The 25,356-nt window shown below is 55.1% G+C and carries 16 protein-coding genes; 9 read left to right on the forward strand and 7 right to left on the reverse strand.

What is annotated here, in order from left to right:
- Window positions 1-43: 43 nt before the first annotated feature.
- The 3 genes from cydC to trxB form a co-directional block, all read right to left on the reverse strand.
- Entirely contained in the window at window positions 44-1,765 is a 1,722-nt protein-coding gene (gene cydC / locus ACA108_07545) for a cysteine/glutathione ABC transporter ATP-binding protein/permease CydC (protein ID XEX97348.1), read from the reverse strand.
- Entirely contained in the window at window positions 1,765-3,531 is a 1,767-nt protein-coding gene (gene cydD / locus ACA108_07550; protein ID XEX97349.1) for a cysteine/glutathione ABC transporter permease/ATP-binding protein CydD, read from the reverse strand. Before cydD ends, cydC begins: the two co-directional genes overlap by 1 nt.
- Window positions 3,532-3,715: 184 nt before the next feature.
- Complete coding sequence (gene trxB / locus ACA108_07555) at window positions 3,716-4,681, reverse strand: thioredoxin-disulfide reductase (GenBank protein XEX97350.1); 966 nt, start codon at window positions 4,679-4,681, stop codon at window positions 3,716-3,718.
- A 500-nt stretch (window positions 4,682-5,181) separates the two neighbouring features.
- Here trxB and lrp point away from each other — a divergent pair, with 500 nt between their 5' ends.
- The 9 genes from lrp (at window position 5,182) to ACA108_07600 (ending at window position 18,775) form a co-directional block, all read left to right on the forward strand.
- Window positions 5,182-5,676: a leucine-responsive transcriptional regulator Lrp gene (gene lrp / locus ACA108_07560; GenBank protein ID XEX97351.1), complete on the forward strand. Its 495-nt coding sequence runs from the start codon at window positions 5,182-5,184 to the stop codon at window positions 5,674-5,676.
- A gap of 122 nt (window positions 5,677-5,798) precedes the next feature.
- The gene (locus ACA108_07565) at window positions 5,799-9,512 is read left to right on the forward strand and encodes a DNA translocase FtsK 4TM domain-containing protein (protein ID XEX97352.1); all 3,714 of its coding nucleotides are present in this window, start codon (window positions 5,799-5,801) and stop codon (window positions 9,510-9,512) included.
- A 163-nt stretch (window positions 9,513-9,675) separates the two neighbouring features.
- On the forward strand, window positions 9,676-10,287 hold the full coding sequence (gene lolA, locus ACA108_07570; protein ID XEX97353.1) for an outer membrane lipoprotein chaperone LolA: 612 nt from the start codon (window positions 9,676-9,678) through the stop codon (window positions 10,285-10,287).
- Window positions 10,288-10,295: 8 nt separating this feature from the next.
- On the forward strand, window positions 10,296-11,642 hold the full coding sequence (locus ACA108_07575) for a replication-associated recombination protein A (protein XEX97354.1): 1,347 nt from the start codon (window positions 10,296-10,298) through the stop codon (window positions 11,640-11,642).
- Window positions 11,643-11,735: 93 nt separating this feature from the next.
- Window positions 11,736-13,028 (forward strand): serine--tRNA ligase, encoded by a 1,293-nt coding sequence (gene serS, locus ACA108_07580; GenBank protein ID XEX97355.1) that lies wholly within the window; start codon window positions 11,736-11,738, stop codon window positions 13,026-13,028.
- Window positions 13,029-13,383: 355 nt separating this feature from the next.
- Complete coding sequence (gene dmsA, locus ACA108_07585) at window positions 13,384-15,828, forward strand: dimethylsulfoxide reductase subunit A (protein ID XEX97356.1); 2,445 nt, start codon at window positions 13,384-13,386, stop codon at window positions 15,826-15,828.
- Window positions 15,829-15,838: 10 nt separating this feature from the next.
- Window positions 15,839-16,456 carry a DMSO/selenate family reductase complex B subunit gene (locus tag ACA108_07590; protein ID XEX97357.1) on the forward strand — a complete coding sequence of 206 codons (618 nt, stop codon included), beginning with the start codon at window positions 15,839-15,841 and terminating at the stop codon, window positions 16,454-16,456.
- Between the two features lies 1 nt (window position 16,457).
- Complete coding sequence (locus ACA108_07595) at window positions 16,458-17,318, forward strand: dimethyl sulfoxide reductase anchor subunit family protein (protein XEX97358.1); 861 nt, start codon at window positions 16,458-16,460, stop codon at window positions 17,316-17,318.
- Between the two features lie 308 nt (window positions 17,319-17,626).
- Entirely contained in the window at window positions 17,627-18,775 is a 1,149-nt protein-coding gene (locus ACA108_07600; GenBank protein ID XEX97359.1) for an MFS transporter, read from the forward strand.
- 51 nt (window positions 18,776-18,826) lie between these two features.
- Here ACA108_07600 and pflA read toward each other — a convergent pair whose 3' ends face one another.
- From pflA to ycaO, 4 genes are all read right to left on the reverse strand, one after another.
- The gene (gene pflA / locus ACA108_07605) at window positions 18,827-19,567 is read right to left on the reverse strand and encodes a pyruvate formate lyase 1-activating protein (protein XEX97360.1); all 741 of its coding nucleotides are present in this window, start codon (window positions 19,565-19,567) and stop codon (window positions 18,827-18,829) included.
- Window positions 19,568-19,892: 325 nt separating this feature from the next.
- Entirely contained in the window at window positions 19,893-22,175 is a 2,283-nt protein-coding gene (gene pflB / locus ACA108_07610) for a formate C-acetyltransferase (protein ID XEX97361.1), read from the reverse strand.
- A 53-nt stretch (window positions 22,176-22,228) separates the two neighbouring features.
- On the reverse strand, window positions 22,229-23,086 hold the full coding sequence (gene focA / locus ACA108_07615) for a formate transporter FocA (GenBank protein ID XEX97362.1): 858 nt from the start codon (window positions 23,084-23,086) through the stop codon (window positions 22,229-22,231).
- A 398-nt stretch (window positions 23,087-23,484) separates the two neighbouring features.
- Entirely contained in the window at window positions 23,485-25,248 is a 1,764-nt protein-coding gene (gene ycaO, locus ACA108_07620) for a 30S ribosomal protein S12 methylthiotransferase accessory factor YcaO (GenBank protein XEX97363.1), read from the reverse strand.
- Window positions 25,249-25,356: the final 108 nt, after the last annotated feature.

The raw sequence follows: 25,356 nt of genomic DNA on the forward strand, positions 1-25,356 counted from the left end.
GACAACGCAGGAAATATTGATTGATAATAGCCTAATTGCCGCGTTACAAACGCTGGCGGAACTGGTAGTAGCGACCACCGGTAGCCATCAGTTCGGCGTGATTACCTTGCTCAATAATTTGTCCGTTGTCCATCACAATTATGCTGCCGAAACGGGCCAGTCCGCGCAGGCGGTGCGTGACCATCAGAACGGTTTTCCCTGCGGTTACTTCCGCAAGTAAATCAAGGATCTGCCGTTCAGTTTCCGCATCGAGACCTTCAGTTGGCTCATCCAGCAGCATCAGCGGCGCGTCGTGCAGTAAGGCCCTGGCGATAGCGAGACGGCGAAGCTCACCGCCGGACAGCTGGCGGCCCCCTTCACCCAGCCAGCTGTTCAGCCCGGCTTCCGGCAGCAGTTTTTCAAGCCCCACGCGCTCAAGTATGGCAGTGAGCTGTTCATCCGTTGCCTGAGGCGCGGCCAGCAGCAGGTTGTCGCGTAGCGTTGCGCTGAACAGATGTACGCGCTGTGGCACAACGCTGGTTGCGGCGCGCAGCGTCTCTTCACTCACTTCGCCCAGCGGCTGGCCGTTGACGCTAATCAAGCCCTGCTGAGGGTCCCAGGCGCGAGTAAGCAGCTGCAGTAATGTTGATTTGCCACAGCCGGTACGCCCAAGAATGGCAATGTGCTGGCCCGCCGGAATTGTAAGCGTAATTTCTTTGAGCGCAGGCTGCTGCTGGCCCGGGTAGGTGAAGCTTACCTGATCCATTGCCAGGGAGACCTGAGCCAGCGCTTCCTGCGGGCCAGATTTAAATGTGACCTCGGGCTGCTGGCTGGTAATCTGGGTTACGCGTAAGGCGGAAGCAATGACCTGCCCAAGGTGCTGAAACGCCCCGGTGACCGGCGCCAGCGCTTCAAAAGCGGCCAGCGCACAAAAGACAAACAGCGCAATCAGCGCGCCCGGCGTGGTATTGCCCCCGACGTCGTGCGCCGCCATCCACAGCATGACTACCACCGCCAGACCACCGATGAGCAGCATCATCGCCTGGGAGAGTGCCGTTAGTTCTGACTGGCGGCGCTGAGCTTCCTGCCAGTGAATCTCCGTGCTGTCGAGCTGTTCGCGGTAGCGGTTTGCCGCTCCGAAAATGGTCAGCTCCGCGTGTCCCTGTAGCCAGGAGGTAAGCTGCTGGCGATATTGCCCGCGTTGAGCGGTCAGGGCTTCACCGGCCGATTTCCCGGCGTAGTAAAACAGCGGCGGCAGAATAATCAGCGTTGCCAGCAGAATCGCGCCCAGCGTGAGTGCCAGAGTTATATCAATAAAACTCAGGCCAAAGATCACCACCAGAATAACGACGAATGCCCCAACCAGCGGTGAAATCACCCGCAGGTAGAGATGATCGAGCGTGTCGACGTCGGCAACCAGGCGGTTGAGCAGTTCGCCCTGGCGAAAACGTGCAAGTCCGGCAGGGGAGAGGGGGAGCAGCTTGCTGAAGGTCGTGACGCGAAGATGCTGCAAAACGCGGAACGTTGCGTCGTGGCTGACCAGACGCTCGAAGTAGCGTCCGGCCGTTCGGGTAATAGCTGCGCCACGCACACCGGCAGCAGGCAGCATATAGTTAAAGCTGTAAAGACCGGCCACCCCTACGACGGCAGAGGCCGACAGGAACCAGCCGGAAAGCGTCAGCAGGCCAATGCTGGCAAGAAGCGTAACAATGGCGAGCACGACGCCCAGGAAAAGCAGCCAGAAATGGCGGCGATAGAGTGCGAGATAGGGCAGTAAGGCGCGCATCAGATCTCCTCCTTGCGATTGGCCAGCAGCTCGGCAAATGGGCCGTCCTGAGCGGCCAGGGTAGCAAAATCGCCCTGCTGGACGATGGCGCCGTTGCGCATCACCCAGATGCAGTCCCATTCGGTGATGTAGTCGAGCTGGTGAGTGACCATAACGGTAGTCTGTTGTCGCGAGGCTTCACTAAGCGCTTCCATGACGCGCTGCTCGCTGTGGGCATCAAGGCTTGCAGCCGGTTCATCCAACAGCAGGAACTCGGTGGGAACCAGTAGAGCGCGGGCAACGGCTACACGCTGTGCCTGTCCAACCGACAGGCGGGCGGACTGATCCCCCAGCGGCGTATCAAGTCCCTGCGGCAACAAGGGCAAAAACTCGCTGACGGAGGCTTTCTCAAGCGCCTCATGCAAGGCTTCATCGCTCGCATCGGGGTTAGCCAGCAGGACGTTTTCCCGCAAAGTACCGGCCGGAAGCTGGGGGTTTTGTCCCACCCAACTGAGCTGTTCGCGCCACCAGGAGGAGTCGAGATGCGCAAGCTCGGTGCCATTAATTTTCAGTTCTCCCTCATACGGCAGGAAGCCGGACAGGGCATTAAGCAGCGAGCTTTTTCCCGCGCCGCTTTGCCCGACCAGCACAACGCGTTCTCCGGCTGCCAGAGTAAAGTTCAGCGGCCCGGCAAGCGGATGGCCTTCGGCGGAAGAAATTTTCAGATTGCGCGCTTCAATTGTATAAGGCGCACCAGCAGGAAGCTGGATACTCCCCTCTTCTTTGCGCTGTAAAGGGGCTTCCATAAAGGTAATCAGGCTGTCCGCGGCACCCACAGCCTGAGCTTTGGCGTGGTAAAAAGCCCCTAAATCACGCAGCGGCAGGAAGAACTCCGGCGCGAGGATAAGCGTCAGGAACCCGGCAAAAAGCGTGACGCCAACGCCATAATGACCAAAATTAAGCTCGCCCAGATAAGAGAAGCCAAAATAGACCGCGACCAGGGCTATAGATAAAGAAGCAAAGAACTCCAGCACGCCGGAAGAGAGAAACGCGAGGCGCAGCACTTCCATAGTGCGCTGGCGGAAGTCTTTGGAAGCGCTACGAATGCTTTCTGTTTCCGCGGCCCCGCGGTTGAACAGGCGCAGGGTTTCCATACCGCGCAGGCGGTCGAGGAAATGGCCGCTCAGGCGAGCGAGCGCCAGGAAATTACGACGGTTTGCGTCTGCGGCACCCATGCCGACCATTGCCATAAACAGCGGGATCAGCGGAGCAGTGCCAAGCAGAATCAGGGCGGCAGCCCAGTTAACGGGGAAAATAGTTAGCAGAATCAGTACCGGGACCATGACCGCCAGCGACATTTGCGGCAGATAGCGGGCGTAGTAGTCATGCATATCTTCGATCTGTTCCAGCACAAGCGTAGCCCAGCTGCCGACTGGCTTGCCCTGGATCCAGGCCGGGCCTGCGGCGTGCAGGCGATCCAGCACCTTACGGCGGATCTCATGGCGAATGTGCTGCCCCGCATGGAATCCCACTTTTTCGCGCAGCCAGACAATCCATGCCCGCAGAATAAAGATCAGTACCAGCGTGATAAACGGCAGCAGCAGCGCCTCGCGAGGAATATTTTCCATGATCATATGGTCGAGCAGGCGCGCAAGTATCCAGGCCTGGGCCACGATCAGCAGACCACTTACCAGCCCTAAAATACGTGAGAGGCCAAGCCAGCGGCGGGAAATGATACTTTGCTGTTTCAGCCAGCGATTAAGTTCTTGTTGACGGGTTTTATTCATGGCGGCCAGTGCAGGTAGATAAAGGAATTATCAGGCAAATTTTGCTGGCATGTTACAACGCAAAGAGAAGAAAGGCGAGGATCGGGGACGCAGAGAACTGTCAGGAAACGTAGGGGCAAGAAGAGTGATGCTCGTCGGCGGGGCAGGCGGTGGACGACCCGGAGAACGTCCACCGTAATACTCACTACTTTTGTTCGGCCAGGCCGTCCAGATAACGCTCGGCGTCCAGCGCGGCCATACAGCCCGTGCCAGCAGAGGTAATTGCCTGACGGTAAATGTGATCCATGACGTCACCGGCTGCGAAGACGCCGGGGATACTGGTCTGCGTCGCGTTGCCGTGGATGCCGGACTGCACTTTAATGTAGCCGTTTTCCAGCTCCAGCTGACCGGCAAAAATCGCCGTATTCGGGCTGTGGCCGATTGCAACAAACAGACCCGCTACTTCCAGCTCTTCAGTCTGGTCGCTGTTATGCGCATCGCGCAGACGCAGGCCGCTAACGCCCATCTGGTCACCGGTCACTTCATCAAGCGTTTTGTTGGTGTGCAGAACGATGTTGCCGTTCTTCACTTTCTCCATTAGACGATTAATTAAGATTTTTTCCGCACGGAATGTATCGCGGCGGTGGATGAGGTGCACTTCTGAGGCGATATTCGCCAGGTACAGCGCTTCTTCCACTGCGGTGTTGCCTCCGCCAATGACCGCCACTTTCTGGTTGCGGTAGAAGAAGCCGTCGCAGGTTGCGCAGGCTGAAACGCCGCGGCCTTTAAACGCTTCTTCTGATGGCAGACCCAGGTAGCGAGCGGAAGCACCAGTTGCGATGATTAACGCATCACAGGTGTACTCGCCGCTGTCGCCGGTCAGGCGGAACGGGCGGGTCTGTAAATCAACCTTATTAATGTGGTCGATCAGGATTTCGGTCTCGAATTTCGTCGCGTGCTCGTGCATGCGCTCCATCAACAGCGGCCCCGTCAAGTCGTGCGGGTCACCCGGCCAGTTTTCCACTTCGGTCGTGGTGGTGAGCTGCCCACCTTTTTCCATGCCGGTGATCAGAACCGGATTAAGGTTAGCGCGAGCCGCGTAGACCGCTGCGGTATAGCCCGCAGGGCCGGAGCCCAGAATAAGCAACTTACTGTGTTTAGCTGTGCTCATGAGTTCCTCATTGAACGTTTGCTGACAATCGGGGGATTGTAGGGAATTTGGCGCGTTAAAAAAAGGTGCCAGGGCCCTCAGGGTGAACAGTGTTAACAATATGTGTAATAGCCATAGGCAATCAACCCGGTGAAATAGCGCTAAAACCGCATAAATACTCACTTTCTTAGGAAGAGTAGTCACGGAGGTAAAGTGATGAATAATCGTCAAGTAGCGGTAATAACTGGCACGTTCCACTAAATTTAGATGTTTTGCTTTGACAATCCGCTAAGCATTTGCGAAAACATTCGAGGAAGGAAAAACATTTGGTGTGATGACACAATATCATCACGCATACCTGATGCATTAACCGGGCAATTGAAATCTACGCATGGTGTGGACAGACGCCATGCGTGATATCGATAGCAGCCAGCTGGCACCGGTCTTCTCACGTACTCCCGGAACAGTGACGTTACCAGGGTTATGGCAGGTGATGGAAGGAATAGAGAGAGACAATAATAATGGTAGATAGCAAGAAGCGCCCTGGCAAAGATCTCGACCGCATCGATCGCAATATTCTCAACGAACTGCAAAAAGACGGGCGAATTTCAAACGTAGAGCTTTCTAAGCGTGTTGGGCTTTCACCGACCCCGTGCCTCGAGCGCGTGCGTCGTTTGGAACGCCAGGGTTTTATTCAGGGCTATACGGCGCTGTTAAACCCGCATTATCTGGATGCATCACTTCTGGTATTTGTTGAGATTACTCTGAATCGTGGCGCACCGGACGTGTTCGAGCAATTTAACTCCGCCGTGCAGAAACTCGAAGAAATTCAAGAGTGTCACCTGGTATCCGGCGATTTCGACTATCTGTTGAAGACCCGTGTACCGGATATGTCGGCCTATCGCAAATTATTAGGCGAAACCCTGTTAAGACTGCCGGGCGTTAATGACACCCGTACCTATGTGGTCATGGAAGAGGTCAAACAGAGTAATCGTCTGGTTATTAAGACCCGTTAACACGGGCCAGGTGCAAAATCGGCGTATTTTGGTTACACTCCTGGTAATCCATACAGCTTCAGTGCCGGGATTGTCCCGGCACTGTTGTTTTCCATGAAAGTTAAGGACCTGGAGAGTCTTACTTGAGCCAGGAATATACTGAAGATAAAGAAGTTACATTGAGGAAGCTCAGCAGCGGGCGCCGTTTACTCGAGGCATTGCTGATCCTTGTTGCCATTTTCGCTGTCTACCTGATGGCTGCATTACTGAGTTTTAACCCGTCAGATCCGAGCTGGTCACAAACGGCTTGGCATGAACCTATCCATAATTTGGGTGGGGCGCCAGGTGCATGGCTTGCGGATACCCTGCTGTTCATCTTTGGCGTCATGGCCTACACCATCCCGGTGATCATCATCGGCGGCTGTTGGTTCACGTGGCAGCAAAGAGGCAGCGAAGATTACATCGACTATTTTGCCGTTTCGCTGCGCCTGATTGGCGTGCTGGCCATGGTGCTGACCTCCTGCGGTCTTGCCTCTATTAACGCCGATGATATCTGGTACTTCGCCTCCGGCGGCGTGATTGGCAGCCTGCTGAGTACGGCGATGATGCCACTGCTCAACAGCAGCGGCGGCACTATCGCGCTGTTGTGTGTCTGGGCCGCGGGTCTGACGCTGTTCACCGGCTGGTCGTGGGTAGGTATCGCTGAAAAAATCGGTAGCGCCGTGCTTGCCGTACTGACTTTTGCCAGCAATCGCACCCGTAGGGACAACACCTGGCAGGACGAGGAATACGACTACGACGAAGAGCCAGCAGAGCCTGACGAAGAACACGAGCCAGCAATGGAGAAGCGTGAGTCTCGTCGTGCCCGTATCCTGCGTGGCGCTTTAGCCCGCAAGCAGCGTATATCGGAAAAGTTTGCTAATCCTAACGCGCGTAAAACAGACGCTGCGCTGTTCTCCGGCAAACGCATGGATGATGAAGACGACGTGTTGTTCTGCGCCCGTGGCGTTGAAGCCGACGCGAATGACGTCTTATTTTCCGGCAATAAAGCGACGCTGCCAGAAAACGAAGAATACGACCCGTTATTGAGCGGCTACTCCATTGCCGAGCCTGTGGCTGCCGCAGCCGCCGCGACAATGGCTAACCAGGCCTATGCTGGCCCGGCAGTGCCTACGGCACCAATGCCGGCGGTACAGACGCCTTCTCCGGAGACGGGGACCTCTCCGTCCATTGCCTGGGAGCCAGCGCCAACAACGATGACCCCGGAGCCCGTTATTGCACCGGCACCGGAAAGCTATGCCGCATCCCCGCAGGCGGAACAGCAGCTCCCGCAGGAGGTGACCAGCCACTGGTCAGCGCCTGCTGCGCCAGAAGCCGAGCCGCAGTATCAGCCTGAACCGGTAGAAGAAGCTAAGCCGTCGCGCCCGCCGCTTTACCATTTCGAAGAAGTGGAGGCCCAGCGCGCTCGTGAACGCGAACAGCTTGCGGCATGGTATCAGCCGGTTCATGAACCTAAGCCCGATCCGTACGAGCACACGGTAGCGCAGGCAGCAATATCAGCTGCACCTTCTGCTAGCCCGTCAATACAGCAGGGCATCCCGGCTATTCCTACACCAGATGTTACTTCTGTTGCGCCTGTTGTTCAGGAAGCGGCGAAGGTTGCCGCCACGGCTGCTGCATTTACGCCGGTATTCGGTATCGCCAGCGATGCACCGCGTACGCAGGTGAAAGAGGGGATAGGTCCGCAGCTTCCGCGTCCTAATCGTGTCCGTGTCCCAACGCGTCGTGAGCTGGCCTCTTATGGCATTAAGCTTCCGTCCCAGCGTATGGCAGAAGAGCAGGCCGCGCGTGAAGAAGAGCGTCGCCAGAACGGTGGCTACGACGACTACGAGGATGATAACGCCGCCGAGCAGGAACAGCATGAGCTGGCCCGCCAGTTCTCCGCTCAGCAACAGCAGCGTTACGGTCAGGAATACGAAGCGGAGCAGTCTTCTCAGGAAGACGAAGATGCCGCTGAGCAGGCAGAGCTGGCACGCCAGTTTGCAGCTCAGCAACAGCAGCGTTACGAGCAGGTACCTGCGCCTGCAAATGCACCGTTCTCGCTGGATGATTTCGACTTCTCACCAATGAAAGTCCTGGTGGACGATGGCCCAAGCGAGCCGCTGTTTACCCCGAGCGTAATCGAAGAACCGACCCCGGTTCAGCCAGCTTCCCCGCAGGGTTATGGTCAGCAACCGGCCCAGCAGCAGTATCAGGCCGCCAATGCGCAGCCTGCTTACCAGCCGCAGCAGCCCGTCGCGCCACAGCCACAGGAAAGTTTGATTCACCCGTTCCTGATGCGTAACGGTGACGATCGTCCATTACAAAAACCGACCACGCCGCTGCCGTCGCTGGATCTGCTTACCTCTCCACCTGAAGAGGTTGAGCCGATTGATACCTTCGCGCTTGAGCAAATGGCGCGCCTGGTGGAAGCCCGCCTGGCGGATTACCGCATTAAAGCGGACGTCGTGGACTACTCTCCGGGCCCGGTTATCACCCGTTTCGAACTGGATTTAGCCCCTGGCGTCAAGGCGGCGCGTATCTCTAACCTGTCCCGTGACCTTGCACGTTCGCTCTCGACCGTCGCCGTGCGCGTAGTAGAGGTTATTCCGGGCAAGCCGTATGTTGGCCTGGAATTACCAAATAAAAAGCGCCAGACGGTTTATCTGCGTGAAGTGCTCGACTGCGCGAAATTCCGCGATAGCACTTCTCCGCTGACCGTTGTGCTGGGTAAAGACATCGGGGGGGAATCCGTGGTAGCCGACCTGGCGAAAATGCCTCACCTGCTGGTGGCGGGTACAACCGGTTCCGGTAAGTCCGTGGGCGTGAATGCGATGATCCTCAGCATTCTCTACAAGGCGACACCGGAAGAAGTTAAGTTCATCATGATCGACCCGAAAATGCTTGAGCTGTCGGTCTATGAAGGCATTCCTCACCTGTTGACCGAAGTGGTTACCGACATGAAAGACGCCGCCAACGCCCTGCGCTGGAGCGTCAATGAGATGGAACGCCGCTACAAATTAATGTCCGCGCTCGGCGTGCGTAATCTTGCAGGCTATAACGAACGCGTGCTGGAAGCCGAACGCATGGGGCGTCCAATTCCGGATCCGTTCTGGAAACCGGGCGACAGCATGGACGTCACGCATCCAATGCTTGAAAAACTGCCGTATATCGTGGTGCTGGTGGATGAATTCGCCGACCTGATGATGACCGTGGGTAAAAAAGTCGAAGAGCTGATTGCTCGCCTGGCGCAGAAGGCGCGTGCGGCGGGGATCCACCTTGTGCTTGCTACCCAGCGCCCATCCGTTGACGTTATCACCGGCCTGATAAAAGCGAACATCCCGACGCGTATCGCCTTTACCGTATCGAGCAAGATCGACTCCCGTACCATCCTGGATCAGGGCGGCGCGGAATCACTGCTAGGCATGGGTGATATGCTTTATTCCGGCCCTAACTCCACCACGCCTGTACGTGTGCACGGCGCTTTTGTGCGCGATCAGGAAGTTCATGCGGTGGTACAGGACTGGAAAGCGCGCGGTCGTCCGCAATATATTTCCGGCATCACCTCCGATAGCGAGGGTGAAGGCGGAGCGGGTGGCGGTCTTGACGGCGATGAAGAGCTGGATCCGCTGTTTGACCAGGCCGTGGCCTTTGTCGTTGAAAAACGCAAAGCGTCAATTTCTGGCGTTCAGCGCCAGTTCCGTATCGGCTATAACCGCGCGGCGCGCATCGTTGAACAAATGGAAGCGCAGGGTATCGTGAGTCCGCAGGGGCATAACGGTAACCGCGAAGTGCTTGCACCGCCGCCGTTTGAGTAGTGACCTGCATAAAAGCCGTGGCTGCGGCTTTTATGCAAAGAAGGGTAAATTGCCGGAAAATCAGCTTTTTCTTCTGTTGTTCCGCTTTCGCTCTGCACTAGAGTGGACAGCAGAAGCGCCGCCGCGCCGTCGCGCGGGGGCTACTGAATACAGAGGAATAATAATGAAAAAGATCGCCATTGCCTGTGCTTTGTTAACTACTTTTGCCGCAACCAGCGTTTGGGCAGATGCCGCAGGTGACCTGAAAGGGCGCCTGGATAAAGTCAGCAGCTTCCACGCCAGCTTCACCCAGAAAGTCACCGACGGCAGCGGTGCTGCGGTGCAGGAAGGCCAGGGTGACCTGTGGGTTAAGCGTCCGAATCTGTTTAACTGGCACATGACCCAGCCGGACGAAAGCATACTTGTGTCCGACGGCAAAACCTTATGGTTCTACAACCCGTTTGTTGAGCAGGTCAGCGCGACCTGGCTGAAAGACGCCACCAGCAACACGCCATTTATGCTGATCGCACGTAACCAGACCAGCGACTGGCAGCAATACAACATCAAGCAAAATGGTGATGACTTTGTGCTGACGCCGAAAACCAGCGCCGGTAACCTCAAGCAGTTCACCATCAACGTAGGGCGTGACGGAATCATCCACCAGTTCAGCGCGGTAGAGCAGGACGAGCAGCGCAGCAGCTACGCGCTCAAAACCCAGCAGAACGGTGCGGTGGACATGAGCAAGTTTACGTTCACCCCGCCAAAAGACGTAACGGTGGACGACCAGCGTAAGTAGAGGTCTGAGTGGGCAATCTGTCGCTCGATTTTTCTGATAACACCTTCCAGCCTCTGGCCGCCCGTATGCGGCCAGAGAACCTGGCGCAGTACATCGGCCAGCAGCACCTGCTGGCCCCTGGCAAACCACTGCCGCGGGCGATTGAAGCAGGGCACCTGCATTCAATGATTTTATGGGGGCCACCCGGCACCGGTAAAACCACGCTTGCGGAAGTGATTGGTCGCTATGCGAATGCCGACATAGAACGGATTTCAGCGGTTACCTCGGGCGTGAAAGAGATCCGCGAAGCTATAGAACGAGCCCGCCAGAACCGCAACGCAGGCCGCCGCACTATTCTGTTTGTGGATGAAGTCCACCGCTTCAATAAAGGCCAGCAGGATGCATTTCTGCCGCACATTGAAGATGGCACCATCACTTTCATCGGTGCCACCACCGAAAACCCCTCTTTCGAGCTGAACTCGGCGCTGCTGTCCCGCGCCCGTGTGTATCTGCTGAAATCCCTTACCGTGGACGATATCGAACAGGTGCTGGATCAGGCAATGAAAGACAGCGATCGCGGCTACGGTAAGCAGACTGACCTGGTCTTACCTGATGAAACCCGTAAAGCCATCGCTGAGCTGGTAAACGGCGATGCTCGTCGTGCCCTGAACACGCTGGAAATGATGGCGGACATGGCGGAAACGGACGCCAAAGGCAAACGAGTTTTGCAGACCACGCTGCTCACTGAGATTGCCGGTGAACGCAGCGCCCGTTTTGATAATAAAGGCGACCGCTTTTATGACCTGATTTCCGCGCTGCATAAGTCAGTGCGTGGCTCAGCGCCGGATGCAGCACTTTACTGGTATGCGAGGATTATCACCGCTGGTGGCGATCCGCTGTACGTTGCGCGTCGTTTACTCGCCATTGCTTCGGAAGACGTGGGCAATGCGGATCCGCGCGGCATGCAGGTAGCCATATCAGCCTGGGATTGCTTTACACGCGTTGGCCCGGCAGAAGGGGAACGCGCCATTGCCCAGGCTATCGTTTACCTGGCCTGCGCGCCGAAAAGTAACGCCGTTTATACCGCCTTTAAAGCCGCGATGGCAGATGCCCGCGAGCGTCCGGATTACGACGTGCCGGTTCATCTGCGCAATGCACCAACCAGGCTGATGAAAGAGATGGGTTACGGGCAGGAGTATCGCTACGCCCATGACGAACCCAACGCCTACGCCGCGGGTGAAGTCTTCTTCCCGGAGGAAATGGCACAAACACGCTATTATTCCCCGACAAACAGAGGTCTTGAGGGCAAGATAGGTGAAAAGCTCGCCTGGCTTGCTGAACAGGATCAGAAAAGCCCCACAAAACGCTACCGCTAATGCAGTCGTTGCGGTAAGGTTAGCAAGACTATCAGTGCGGTTGCAGGCTGTGACCGCATCCCCTTCATTTAATTCGATAAGCACAGGATAAGCATGCTCGATCCCAATCTGCTGCGTACAGAGCCAGACGCAGTCGCTGAAAAACTGGCACGCCGAGGCTTCAAGCTGGATGTAGAAACGCTGCGCTCCTTAGAAGAGCGTCGTAAAGTGCTGCAGGTCAATACAGAAAACCTGCAGGCTGAACGTAACTCGCGATCGAAATCCATCGGCCAGGCGAAAGCGCGTGGGGAAGACATCGAGCCGCTGCGTCTGGAAGTGAACAAGCTGGGTGAAGAGCTGGACGCTGCGAAGGCCGAGCTCGACGAGCTGCTGGCGGAGATCCGTAATATTGCGCTGACGCTGCCAAACATTCCGGACGACTGCGTACCGCTGGGCAAAGACGACAGCGAAAACGTTGAAATCAGCCGCTGGGGCGAGCCGCGTAAATTCGATTTCGAAGTGCGCGACCACGTAACGCTGGGCGAGATGGCTAAAGGCCTGGATTTCGCTGCTGCCGTTAAGCTGACCGGCTCTCGCTTTGTTGTGATGCAAGGGCAAATTGCCCGTATGCACCGTGCTCTGAGCCAGTTCATGCTCGACCTGCACACCGAACAGCACGGCTATATTGAAAACTACGTACCGTACCTTGTAAACCAGGACACGCTGTACGGCACAGGCCAGCTGCCGAAGTTCGGCGGCGATCTGTTCCATACCCGTCCGCTGGAAGAAGAAGCTGATGCCAGCAACTATGCGCTGATCCCAACCGCAGAAGTCCCGCTGACCAACCTGATGCGCGACGAAATCATCGACGAAGATTCTCTGCCGATGAAGCTAACCGCGCATACGCCGTGTTTCCGTTCCGAGGCGGGTTCTTACGGTCGTGACACCCGTGGTTTGATCCGTCAGCACCAGTTCGACAAAGTTGAGATGGTACAGATTGTTCGTCCGGAAGATTCTATGGACGCGCTGGAAGAGATGACCGGTCACGCTGAGAAAGTGCTGCAGCTGCTGGGTCTGCCTTATCGTAAAGTCCTGCTGTGCAGCGGCGATATCGGTTTTGGCGCTCGCAAAACTTACGATCTGGAAGTCTGGCTTCCGGCGCAGGACACCTACCGCGAAATCTCTTCTATCTCTAACTGCTGGGATTTCCAGGCGCGCCGCCTGCAGGCACGCTGCCGCAGCAAGGCCGACAAGAAAACCCGTCTGGTGCACACACTGAACGGTTCCGGCCTGGCCGTAGGCCGTACGCTGGTTGCCGTGCTGGAAAACTACCAGCAGGCAGATGGCCGCATCGAAGTACCGGCAGCGCTGCGTCCGTACATGAACGGGCTCGACTATATTGGTTAATTATTCAACTCAACTATGGGTTGAATGTAAAAAGCGCCTCAGGGCGCTTTTTTTATGCGCGAAACAATCCCAACCCAGCAGATTATCCGCCTTCTTTGACGCGAGACAATAACGCCTACCCCTAAGGAAGTATCATTGTCGCCAGAAAGTGGGTGATGATTTCATAATTATTTATTCAAGAAACTTATCATTTGGCCGCCGTGATTTACATGACGTGACGCGACAGGCTAATCAGCATAACGCTAATTTCACCGACGCTTACTTTCTCTCTTTGGCTGCAATGGAGCCGCGGGCCGTTGATCCTGCGGTTGTGCTGACAGCTTATTTTAAACGTGAGCAAACAAAGTAGGTCATCATGACTGATAAAACCCCTAACGCGATCCTCGCGGCAGAGGTAAGCCGCCGTAAGCTGGTGACAACCACGGCTATCGGTGGGCTGGCTGCGGCGAGCAGCGCCTTCACATTACCGTTCTCCCGTATGGCTTTCGCACAGACTCCTGCCGGCACCGTTAGCGGCAACGAAAAAGTAGTGTGGAGCGCCTGTACGGTCAACTGCGGTAGCCGCTGCCCGCTGCGCATGCACGTGGTAGATGGTGAAATTAAATACGTGGAAACCGACAACACCGGCGATGACGATTACGAAGGGCTGCACCAGGTGCGCGCCTGCCTGCGTGGCCGCTCCATGCGCCGTCGCGTCTATAATGCTGACCGTCTTAAGTACCCGATGAAGCGCGTAGGCGCTCGCGGGGAAGGGAAGTTCGAGCGCATCAGCTGGGAAGAAGCCTTTGATACTATCGCCGCCAGCATGAAGGGCATTATCAAAGAGTACGGCAACGAAGCGATTTACCTGAACTACGGCACCGGCACGCTGGGTGGCACGATGACCCGCTCCTGGCCGCCAGGCTCCTCGCTAATCGCCCGCATGATGAACTGCGTAGGCGGTTATCTCAACCACTACGGCGACTACTCTACCGCGCAAATTGCCGCAGGCCTGAACTATACCTACGGTGGTTGGGCGGACGGCAACAGCCCTTCAGACATTGAGAACAGCAAGCTGGTTGTGCTCTTTGGGAATAACCCAGGCGAAACGCGTATGAGCGGCGGCGGGGTGACTTACTACCTTGAGCAGGCTCGCGAAAAATCTAACGCCCGTATGATCATCATCGATCCGCGCTATACCGACACCGGCGCAGGCCGCGAAGATGAATGGATCCCGATTCGTCCGGGCACCGATGCGGCGCTGATTTCAGCGCTGGCGTGGGTGATGATTACTGAAAATCTGGTCGATCAGCCGTTCCTCGATAAATACTGCGTTGGCTATGACGAAAAGACGATGCCAGCGGGTGCGCCTGCTAACGGGCACTATAAAGCTTACATCCTGGGCCAGGGAGAAGATGGCATAGCGAAAACGCCGGAGTGGGCTTCGCAGATCACCGGTATTCCGGTCGATCGCATCATTAAGCTAGCCCGTGAAATCGGCAGTACGAAACCTGCGTTTATCAGCCAGGGCTGGGGGCCGCAGCGTCACTCAAACGGCGAGCTGGTTTCCCGGGCTATTGCAATGCTCTCTATTCTGACCGGTAACGTGGGGATTAACGGCGGCAACAGTGGCGCGCGTGAAGGATCTTATAGTCTGCCGTTCGTGCGCATGCCAACGCTTGAAAATCCGGTGCAGACCAGCATCTCCATGTTCATGTGGACAGATGCTATTGAGCGCGGCCCGGAAATGACCGCCACCCGTGACGGCGTGCGCGGTAAGGACAAGCTCGACGTACCAATCAAGATGGTCTGGAACTACGCCAGCAACTGCCTGATTAACCAGCACTCCGAAATCAACCGTACCCACGATATCCTGCAGGACGAAAAGAAGTGCGAGATGATTGTGGTTATCGATAACCACATGACCTCCTCGGCTAAGTATGCCGACATCCTGCTGCCAGACTGCACCGCGTCTGAGCAGATGGACTTCTGCCTGGATGCCTCCTGCGGCAACATGTCCTACGTGATTTTTGCCGGGCAGGCCATCAAGCCCCGCTTCGAATGCAAAACCATCTACGAGATGACCACCGAGCTTGCTAAACGCCTGGGCGTTGAGCAGCAGTTCACCGAAGGCCGGACTCAGGAAGGCTGGATGCGCCACCTGTACAAGCAGTCTCAGGAAGCGATTCCAGACCTGCCGAGCTTCGAGGAATTCCAGCAGCAGGGCATCTACAAGCAGCGCGATCCGGAAGGGCATCACGTGGCGTACAAAGCGTTCCGTGAAGACCCGGCGGCCAACCCGCTGACAACACCGTCTGGCAAAATCGAAATCTACTCGGCCCAGCTTGCAGAAATCGCCGCGACCTGGCAACTGCCGGAAGGCGACGTTATCGATCCGCTGCCGGTTTACAGCTCTGGGTTCGAAAACTACGGCGATCCGCTTGCCGAAAAATGGCCGCTGCAGCTGACGGGCTTCCACTACAAAGCGCGTGCTCACTCCACCTATGGCAACGTTGATGTGCTGAAGGCCGCATGCCGTCAGGAAATGTGGATTAACCCAATCGACGCGCAGAAGCGCGGCATCGCCAACGGCGATGTTGTGCGGATTTTTAATGGCCGCGGCGAAGTACGCATTAATGCCAAAGTCACTCCTCGTATCGTTCCTGGCGTTGTCGCGCTGGGGGAAGGGGCCTGGTACAACCCGGATGCAAATAAAATTGACCATGCGGGCAGTATCAACGTGTTAACCACCCAACGTCCGTCTCCGCTGGCGAAAGGTAACCCATCCCACAGCAACCTGGTTCAGGTCGAGAAGGCGTAAGGAGTAGCTGATGACAACCCAGTACGGATTTTACATTGACTCAAGTCGCTGCACCGGCTGCAAAACCTGCGAGCTGGCCTGCAAAGACTACAAAAATTTAGGCCCGGACGTCAGCTTCCGCCGCATTTATGAATACGCGGGCGGCGACTGGCAGGAGGATAACGGTGTTTATCATCAGAATGTCTTCGCCTATTACCTGTCGATAGCCTGTAACCATTGCGAAGACCCGGCCTGCACCAAGGTTTGCCCGAGCGGTGCAATGCACAAGCGCGAAGATGGTTTTGTGGTGGTTAACGAAGATGTGTGCATCGGCTGCCGCTACTGCCACATGGCCTGCCCTTACGGCGCGCCGCAGTACAACGCTGAGAAAGGTCACATGACCAAGTGCGACGGCTGCTACGACCGCATCGCCGACGGCAAAAAGCCGATCTGCGTCGAGTCCTGCCCGCTGCGCGCGCTGGATATGGCACCAATCGACGAGCTGCGTAAAAAGCACGGCGAACAGGCTGCCATTGCGCCGCTGCCGTCCGCGCACTTCACCAAACCGAATATCGTCATTAAACCTAACGCCAACGGCCGCCCCTGCGGGGATAAAACCGGCTATCTGGCCAACCCGAAGGAGGTCTGAGATGGGTAACGGATGGCATGAATGGCCGCTGATGATTTTTACGGTGCTCGGCCAGTGCGTAGCGGGTGGGTTTATCGTCATGGCGCTTGCACTGCTGAACGGCGTTGACGAGCGCGCTCAGCAAAAGCGGGTGCAGTGGGCAATGATCGTACTCTGGGTGCTTATGGGAATTGGGTTCATCGCTTCCATTCTCCATCTTGGCTCACCGTTGCGCGCCTTTAACTCCCTTAACCGCATTGGCGCCTCTGCGCTTAGCAACGAAATTGCAAGCGGCTCGGTGTTCTTCGCCATCGGTGGCTTCTGGTGGCTTATTACCGTGATGGGCAAAATGCACGCGGGGTTAGGGAAGCTGTGGATGATCCTCACGATGGTGCTGGGCGTCTTCTTCGTCTGGATGATGTGCCGCGTGTACCTCATTGACACCGTGCCAACGTGGTACAGCGTTTATACGCCGCTGAGTTTCTTCCTGACGATGTTTATCGGCGGCCCGCTGCTGGGCTATCTGCTGCTCCGTGCGGCGGGCGTAACGGGCTGGGGCATGCGTTTGCTGCCGGTAATCACGCTAGCTGGACTGATCGTCAGCACCGTTGTCGTGCTTTTGCAGGGTATGGAGCTGGCAATGATTCAAAGCTCGATTCAGCAGGCCTCTGCGCTGATCCCTCAGTACGGCACGCTGATGTCCTGGCGCCTCGCCCTGCTGGTGGTAGCGCTGGTTTGCTGGATAGTGCCGCAGCTTAAGGGACGTCAGCCTAACGTGGGTCTGCTGACACTAGCCTTTGTGCTGGTGGTGGCGGGTGAGCTGATCGGTCGCGGCGTGTTCTACGGTCTGCATATGACGGTAGGCATGGCTATTGCCAGTTAATTTCGGCTTAATTAATTAGCGCGCCTGCGGGCGCGTTTTTTATTTCCGGCACCTGTTAAGCCTTTCGAATAAGAAAATATCCTGTCGTTTACCATGAAATTTTTCATCCGATCCGCTGCGTTTTATTTTGCATGATCCCATCAAAAACAGCGGGATAGCAATTTAGCTTAGCGGCAGGGTCGTCGGGAGGATTAGTTTTACAAATCGACAGACCTGATTTCGCCACAGGCCCCGTCAGCACTGGATTGACAATAGTTTTGCCGGTGGCATTATGCGCACAAATTTCTTCTCTTCCTCGCGGTTTTTACATGTCCACCTATACCCGGCCAGTGATGCTTTTGCTCTGTGGCCTGATGCTGTTGACCCTGGCCATAGCGGTTTTAAATACGCTGGTGCCGCTATGGCTTGCCCACGAACACCTGCCAACCTGGCAGGTGGGTATGGTTGGCTCGTCCTATTTTACCGGCAATCTGCTGGGTACGCTGGTCACCGGCTGGTTAATTAAGCGCTACGGCTTTAACCGCAGCTATCATCTGGCCTCGCTGATTTTTGCCGTTGGCTGCGTCGGGCTGGGCCTGATGGTCGGCTTCTGGAGCTGGATGATGTGGCGCTTCGTTGCCGGGGTTGGCTGCGCGATGATTTGGGTGGTGGTGGAAAGCGCGCTGATGTGCAGCGGGACTTCGCGCAACCGTGGTCGCCTGCTGGCTGCTTACATGATGGTTTATTATGTGGGTACCGTGCTGGGCCAACTGATGGTCAGCAAGATGCCAACGGATATCGTCAGCGTGCTGCCGTGGGTCACCGGCATGATTCTGGCCGCCATTCTGCCTCTGCTGTTCACTCGCATCGTAAATGACCGCAGTGAGAATCAGGAGTCAACTCCCGTGTGGCCAATGCTGCGCCTGCGTCACGCACGCCTTGGGGTCAACGGCTGCATTATCTCCGGTATCGTTCTGGGCTCGCTGTATGGCCTGATGCCGCTCTACCTCAACCACCAGGGCGTCAGCGATTCCGGCATCGGCTTCTGGATGGCGGTGATGGTCAGCGCGGGAATTGTTGGGCAATGGCCGGTAGGGCGCCTGGCCGATCGCTATGGTCGCCTGCTTGTTTTACGCGTGCAGGTATTCGTTATTATTCTTGGCTGCCTGGCAATGCTTACCGGGGCTGCGATGGGGCCGGTGCTGTTTGTCCTCGGCGCGGCTGGCTTCACGCTTTACCCTGTGGCCATGGCCTGGGCATGTGAGAAAGTAGAGCACCATCAGCTGGTGGCAATGAACCAGGCGCTGCTGCTGAGCTACACCATTGGCAGCCTGCTGGGGCCTACGCTTACTGCGATGCTGATGCAGAGTTACTCGGACGATCTGCTGTTTGTGATGATTGCGGGCGTCGCGTTTGTTTATTTGCTGATGCTGCTGCGTAAAGCAGGGCAGCACCCAACGCCGGTGGCGCACGCCTGAATGGCTTAGTGCAGATGTGAAAATGGCCCTCATTACATTGAGGGCCATTTTTTAATACATAACTTTGTGACCGTATTGTTCGAGAATGCTTTTCACGCGCTCCATGGTCTCTTTCTTCGGCGGGTGTACGCCATCCAGCTTGTACTCTTCGCCCATCGCGACCCACTTGTGCTTGCCCAGTTCGTGATACGGCAGCAGTTCGATTTTCTCGACGTTGCCCATATCGCGGGTGAATTCGCCCAGGCGGTGCGCGGAATCATCATCGTCGGACCAGCCCGGCACAACCACGTAGCGGATCCAGACGTTGATGTCTTTCTTCGACAGATATTTAGCAAATTCGAGGGTGCGGTGGTTAGAGACGCCAACCAGATTCTGGTGGATCTCATCGTTCATCTGTTTTAAATCGAGCATCACAAGATCGGTCACTTCCAGCAGTTCATCAATCACCGGATCGTAGCGGCGAACAAAACCGTTGGTGTCGAGGCAGGTGTGAATACCTTCTTTGTGGCAGGCGCGGAACCAGTCGCGCACAAACTCGGCCTGCAAAATGGCTTCGCCGCCGGAGGCGGTCACGCCGCCGCCGGAAGCATTCATAAAGTGGCGATAGGTCACCACCTCTTTCATGAGCTCTTCCACGGTGATTTCGTTGCCGCCGTGCGTATCCCAGGTATCACGGTTATGGCAGTACAGGCAGCGCATCAGGCAGCCCTGAAAGAAGGTGATAAAACGAATACCGGGGCCATCCACGGTACCGCATGATTCAAAGGAATGAATTCGGCCAATTACTGACATTGCGGTGTTTTCTCCAGTATTGACGGATGCTGCTGCCTCCGTCAGGTTGAGCGCGGTCTATGTCCAGAATGCCGCGTCGAATCAGTTTTGCAGGATACCCGTCATACTTCAACTTGCAGGGGGGTTGGCTGCACTCCCTCACCCCAGCCACTTATTTTAGTAAGCTCCGGGGATTTACTCCCTTGCCGCCTAACTGCAAATTAAATTATTTAGGGTACAAAATTAAAAGTTATCTAGCAGTTATCCTGCAAAACTGGCTCTGACATAAGAAAAGGCCCCACCGAAGTGGAGCCTTTATTCTACGCCTTTTCAGACAAACCGGGTATTACATGGTTTGGGTGAAGGTACGGGTAATAACGTCCTGCTGCTGTTCTTTAGTCAGGGAGTTAAAACGTACGGCGTAACCGGATACGCGGATGGTCAGCTGAGGATATTTCTCAGGATGTTCCATTGCGTCCAGCAGCATTTCACGGTTCATCACGTTCACGTTCAGGTGCTGACCACCTTCGATGGACGCTTCGTGGTGGAAGTAACCATCCATCAGACCCGCGAGGTTTGTTTTACGCACTTCGTCGTCTTTACCCAGCGCGTTTGGCACGATGGAGAAGGTATAAGAGATACCATCTTTCGCGTAGGCAAACGGCAGTTTAGCAACGGAGGTCAGAGAGGCAACGGCACCTTTCTGGTCACGACCGTGCATTGGGTTAGCACCTGGACCGAACGGAGTACCTGCGCGACGGCCATCTGGGGTGTTACCGGTTTTCTTACCATAAACCACGTTAGAGGTGATGGTCAGAACAGACTGAGTCGGGATAGCGTTACGGTAAGTAGTCAGCTTCTGAATTTTCTTCATGAAACGTTCTACCAGGTCAACAGCGATGTCATCTACGCGAGGATCGTTGTTACCGAACATTGGGTATTCACCTTCGATTTCGAAGTCGGTCGCCAGACCATCTTCGTCACGAATTGGTTTAACTTTCGCGTATTTGATTGCGGACAGGGAGTCAGCAGCAACGGAAAGACCCGCGATACCACAAGCCATGGTGCGAACAACGTCACGGTCATGAAGAGCCATCAGAGACGCTTCGTAGCTGTACTTATCATGCATGTAGTGAATGATGTTCAGCGCGGTGACGTACTGCTTAGCCAGCCAGTCCATGAAGTGGTCCAGGCGGTCCAGCACGTTATCGTAGTCCAGCACTTCTGCAGTGATTGGCGCTTCTTTAGGACCAACCTGCATTTTCAGTTTTTCATCAATGCCGCCATTGATGGCATACAGCATGGTTTTCGCCAGGTTCGCACGAGCACCGAAGAACTGCATTTGCTTACCAACAACCATTGGGCTTACGCAGCAAGCGATAGCGTAGTCATCGTTGTTGAAGTCAGGACGCATCAGATCGTCATTCTCGTACTGCAGAGAAGAGGTATCGATGGAGACTTTAGCCGCGTATTTTTTGAAGTTCAGCGGCAGTTTTTCAGACCACAGGATGGTGATGTTCGGCTCCGGAGACGGCCCCATGGTGTACAGGGTGTTCAGGAAGCGGAAGCTGGATTTGGTGACCAGAGTACGGCCATCAACGCCCATCCCGGCGATAGATTCAGTTGCCCAGATTGGGTCACCGGAGAACAGCTCATCGTACTCAGGGGTACGCAGGAAGCGAACCATACGTAGTTTCATGACCAGGTGGTCAATCATCTCCTGAGCGTCAGTTTCGGTGATTTTGCCTGCTTTCAGGTCACGCTCGATGTAGGCATCCAGGAAGGTAGATACGCGACCGAAGGACATTGCAGCGCCGTTCTGAGATTTAACCGCAGCCAGGTAGCCGAAGTAAGTCCACTGAATAGCTTCCTGTGCGTTAGTCGCAGGACCAGAGATATCGCAGCCATATTTAGCCGCCATTTCTTTGATCTGACCCAGCGCACGGTGCTGTTCGGAGATCTCTTCACGCAGACGGATAGTCGCTTCCAGATCTTCACCGTTTTCCAGCTTGGTCTGCAGTGAGTTGAACTGAGCGAATTTGTCTTTCATCAGGAAGTCGATGCCGTATAGCGCAACGCGACGGTAGTCACCGATGATACGACCACGGCCATACGCATCTGGCAGACCGGTGATAACACCTGATTTACGGCAGTTCAGGATGTCTTTGGTGTAAACATCAAACACGCCCTGGTTGTGCGTTTTACGGTATTCGGTGAAGATCTTCTTAAGCATTGGGTCGAGTTCACGACCGTATACTTTACAAGAACCTTCAACCATTTTGATGCCGCCAAACGGAATGATGGCACGTTTGAGAGGCGCGTCAGTCTGCAGGCCCACGATGGTTTCGAGGGACTTATTGATATAGCCAGCATCATGGGAAGTGATGGTTGAAGCGAGGTCGGTATCGAAGTCAACAGGCGCGTGAGTGCGGTTTTCCTGTTTAACGCCTTCCATAACGTTGTCCCACAGCTTGGTAGTTGCGTCAGTCGCACCTGCCAGGAAGGACTCATCGCCCTCGTAAGGAGTGTAGTTTTTCTGAATGAAGTCACGTACGTTTACTTCATTCTGCCAGTCGCCTTTGGCAAAACCTTCCCAGGCTGTGGCTAACTTTTCATTAAGCTCGGACATTTAACACCTACCTTCTAATGTGGATTTCTTATTCCCTGCGTAATGAGCGGCACTTAGTGCTTGTCGCCACCGCGCAGATAAATTACCCAGTATGTCAATCCAACCAACAAACCACCGCCGATGATGTTCCCGATAGTGACCGGAATCAGGTTATCGATGATGAAGTTCATAATGGTCAGATGCGAGAAATTGTCCGGAGACGACCCGACTGCGGTCCAGAATTCCGGGCTTGCGAAGTTACGTACCACGATACCCATAGGGATCATGAACATGTTTGCGATACTGTGCTCAAAGCCGCTGGCAACAAACATGGCGACCGGCAGTATCATAGCAAACATCTTGTCCATTAAACTGCGACCGGAGTAGCTCATCCAGACCGCCAGACAAACCATCAGGTTCGCAAGAATACCGAGGCACACGGCTTCGATAAACGTGTGGTGCATTTTATGGTCGGCGGTCTGCAGCACGTTCATGCCCCAGGCCCCATTAGCGGTCATATACATACCTGACAGCCAGATAAGCAGCACAAACAGCAATGCGCCAATCAGGTTACCGATATAAACATTTATCCAGTTACGGGCTAGCTGTCCCCACGTAATACGACCGCTCGCCTTAGCGACGACAATCAGCACTGTGGAGGTGAAGAGGTCAGCTCCGCAAATAACACAAAGAATCAAACCTAAAGAGAAGCATGTGCCGCCAATCAGCTTTGCGATACCAAAGGGGACGCCCGCGGTACCGGTAGTGGCGGTGATGTAAAAAACGAAGGCAATCGAGATGAATACGCCAGCGGTGATCGCTAAATAAAACGTAGTCAGCGGATGTTTTGTTGCTTTATAGACGCCAGCGTCTTCGGCAACTTTTGCCATGGCTGGAGGAAGTAATACTTCAAAAGGGTTGTCAGTTTTCACACTAACTCTCTCTTATTTATTCGGCGAGGAGATACTAACAAAGCATTATAGAGTAAAATTTGACATGGATCATATCTCGCCAAGCTTATAGGCCTATTAAAAGCAGGTGATTAGCCTGTTTTCAAGGTAACTTTTTGATTATATTTATGAAAATAAATTTTAATAATTATACGGTAATTTGAATTTAGCGGGTCATGCTCCTTTTCAAGGTTAATTAAAACGGAGTATTCCAAAATAATTGCAACATAATTTATAGGTTAATCTTTAACTATGTCACCATTATTTAACTCGCGGATTACATATGGAATTATTTTCGCCGCAATAAAAACAAGGGGCAATTAAATTGCCCCGTAATATAGCGTAGAGAGGGCGATCGAATCACCCGAAACGGCTGATTGCTAGCTGGCCTGCCAGAAACGCGCCTTGGCACGCTGCAGCTTTTCATAGGCCGCTAACAGTGCCTGATGGGCAGGGAAGGCTTGCAGATCGTCGTCCACGGCCTGCAGACCGTAGAAGGCGGCTTCGCCGGAAAGCGCAGCGCTTGCCGCTTCAACGGTTTCTGCGCCGTACATACGAACGAAGGCGTTCAGATACTGTAGCGGTTCACGTTCCTCTTCCATGGCCAGCAGCAGAAGCGTTTGCAGGCAGCGGTAGTAATTAGCCCGTTCTGCACTAAATATGGAGGCGTTGAACTCCATCGTCCACTCTGTCCAGATCAGCGCCTGCTCGGTGTCGCCGCCGGCCAGCGCCAGCATCGCCTTCAGTTCACCGATGCGCAACGTATACCAGCCGTTATCTTTACCTGTTGCCAGACCCAGCAGCTCGCGCACGCGGGTAAAGTCATCGTGGCCTTCTTCATCCAGCTGAGAAATCAGATTGAGATAGTCCTGCTGTTCCCACTCGCTGCCCGGCAGGGCGAGAATAGTTTCACGCAGGTGATAGCCCATATTGTTATTGGCTAACAGCAGGTCTTCAGCCGGGTAGATATCCGACATGCCCGGCACGATGATACGGCAGGCGTAAACATCCAGATGCTGATAGTCCGCGATATAAACTTCCTGGTCTTCCGCATCAAAGATGGCCATCAGCGTAGTGAACTCTTCTTCCGTGGTGCCGGAGAAGCTCCAGTCAACGAACGGATAATCTGCGTCCTGCTTGAACATATCCCAGGAGATCAGGCCACTTGAGTCGATGAAGTGGGTTTCAAGGTTGGCATGCTCCGCGACTTCTTCATCATCGAAGGTCGGCGGGGTAAACACGTCCAGATCTTTCAGGCCACGACCCTGCAGCAGCTCGGTCACCGTACGCTCCAGCGCAACGCCGAAGTCCGGGTGCGCGCCGAAAGAGGCGAAGCAGGTGCCGTTAGCCGGGTTGAACAACACGACGCAAATCACCGGATATTTACCGCCGAGCGAGCCGTCGTAGGCAAAGATTGGAAAGCCTTCTGCTTCAAGCGTGGCGATAGACTCGACAACGCCTGGGTAACGAGCAAGCACTTCCTGCGGGATTTCAGGCAGGCTGATGCTTTCGGCGATAATTTTGTTTTTGATGTGACGCTCAAACACCTCTGACAGGCCCTGAACGCGCGCTTCGTTGGCGGTGTTACCAGCGGACATGCCGTTGGAGACGTACAGGTTGCCTATAATATTCATTGGAACATAGACAGTATGCTGATCCGACTGACGAGTGAACGGCAGGGCGCAGATACCACGCTCTTCGTTGCCCGACTGAAGGTCAATCAGCATACTGGCGGTCAGTTCGTTTTCAGGATCGTAAAACGCGCGCAGGCGATCGTCGAGAATCCCTGCCGGCAGCTGCTCATCTTCCGGGATCGCAAACCATTTTTCGTTCGGGTAATGCACGAACGGACCGTTAGCGATGGTTTTACCCAGCCAGAAGTCTGCGAAGAAATAGTTAGTGGACAGACGCTCGAAGTATTCGCCAAGCGCGGAAGCCAGAGCGGCTTTTTTGGTCGCGCCCTTGCCGTTGGTAAAGCACAACGCGCTGTCTTTATCACGAATATGCACGGACCAGACGTTGGGCACCGGATTCAGCCAGGAGGCCTCTTCAATATTAAAACCGAGGTCGGCAAGCTGCTTCTGGAAGCGAGCGATGGAATCTTCCAGTGCGGCATCTTTGCCAGGAATAAAGGTTTGGGTCATCAGGGGTTCACTTTTGTCGTACGCAAAGCGCGCAATGATACGGGTTTTAGCAGGCTGAGGCTATCCCAGGCCGCTTGCAGGCGAAGCTAGCATAACAGGCTATGCTTA

This window comes from Dryocola sp. LX212 (assembly GCA_041504365.1).
GTDB lineage: Bacteria > Pseudomonadota > Gammaproteobacteria > Enterobacterales > Enterobacteriaceae > Dryocola.

What these genes read in the sequence shown, in the direction of transcription:
- lrp (XEX97351.1), top strand. Translation starts at nt 5,182, where the DNA reads ATGGTAGATAGCAAGAAGCGCCCTGGCAAAGATCTCGACCGCATCGAT.
- ycaO (XEX97363.1), bottom strand. Translation starts at nt 25,248, where the DNA reads ATGACCCAAACCTTTATTCCTGGCAAAGATGCCGCACTGGAAGATTCC.
- ACA108_07600 (XEX97359.1), top strand. Translation starts at nt 17,627, where the DNA reads ATGTCCACCTATACCCGGCCAGTGATGCTTTTGCTCTGTGGCCTGATG.
- trxB (XEX97350.1), bottom strand. Translation starts at nt 4,681, where the DNA reads ATGAGCACAGCTAAACACAGTAAGTTGCTTATTCTGGGCTCCGGCCCT.
- ACA108_07590 (XEX97357.1), top strand. Translation starts at nt 15,839, where the DNA reads ATGACAACCCAGTACGGATTTTACATTGACTCAAGTCGCTGCACCGGC.
- ACA108_07595 (XEX97358.1), top strand. Translation starts at nt 16,458, where the DNA reads ATGGGTAACGGATGGCATGAATGGCCGCTGATGATTTTTACGGTGCTC.
- serS (XEX97355.1), top strand. Translation starts at nt 11,736, where the DNA reads ATGCTCGATCCCAATCTGCTGCGTACAGAGCCAGACGCAGTCGCTGAA.
- pflB (XEX97361.1), bottom strand. Translation starts at nt 22,175, where the DNA reads ATGTCCGAGCTTAATGAAAAGTTAGCCACAGCCTGGGAAGGTTTTGCC.
- cydD (XEX97349.1), bottom strand. Translation starts at nt 3,531, where the DNA reads ATGAATAAAACCCGTCAACAAGAACTTAATCGCTGGCTGAAACAGCAA.
- dmsA (XEX97356.1), top strand. Translation starts at nt 13,384, where the DNA reads ATGACTGATAAAACCCCTAACGCGATCCTCGCGGCAGAGGTAAGCCGC.
- lolA (XEX97353.1), top strand. Translation starts at nt 9,676, where the DNA reads ATGAAAAAGATCGCCATTGCCTGTGCTTTGTTAACTACTTTTGCCGCA.
- cydC (XEX97348.1), bottom strand. Translation starts at nt 1,765, where the DNA reads ATGCGCGCCTTACTGCCCTATCTCGCACTCTATCGCCGCCATTTCTGG.
- pflA (XEX97360.1), bottom strand. Translation starts at nt 19,567, where the DNA reads ATGTCAGTAATTGGCCGAATTCATTCCTTTGAATCATGCGGTACCGTG.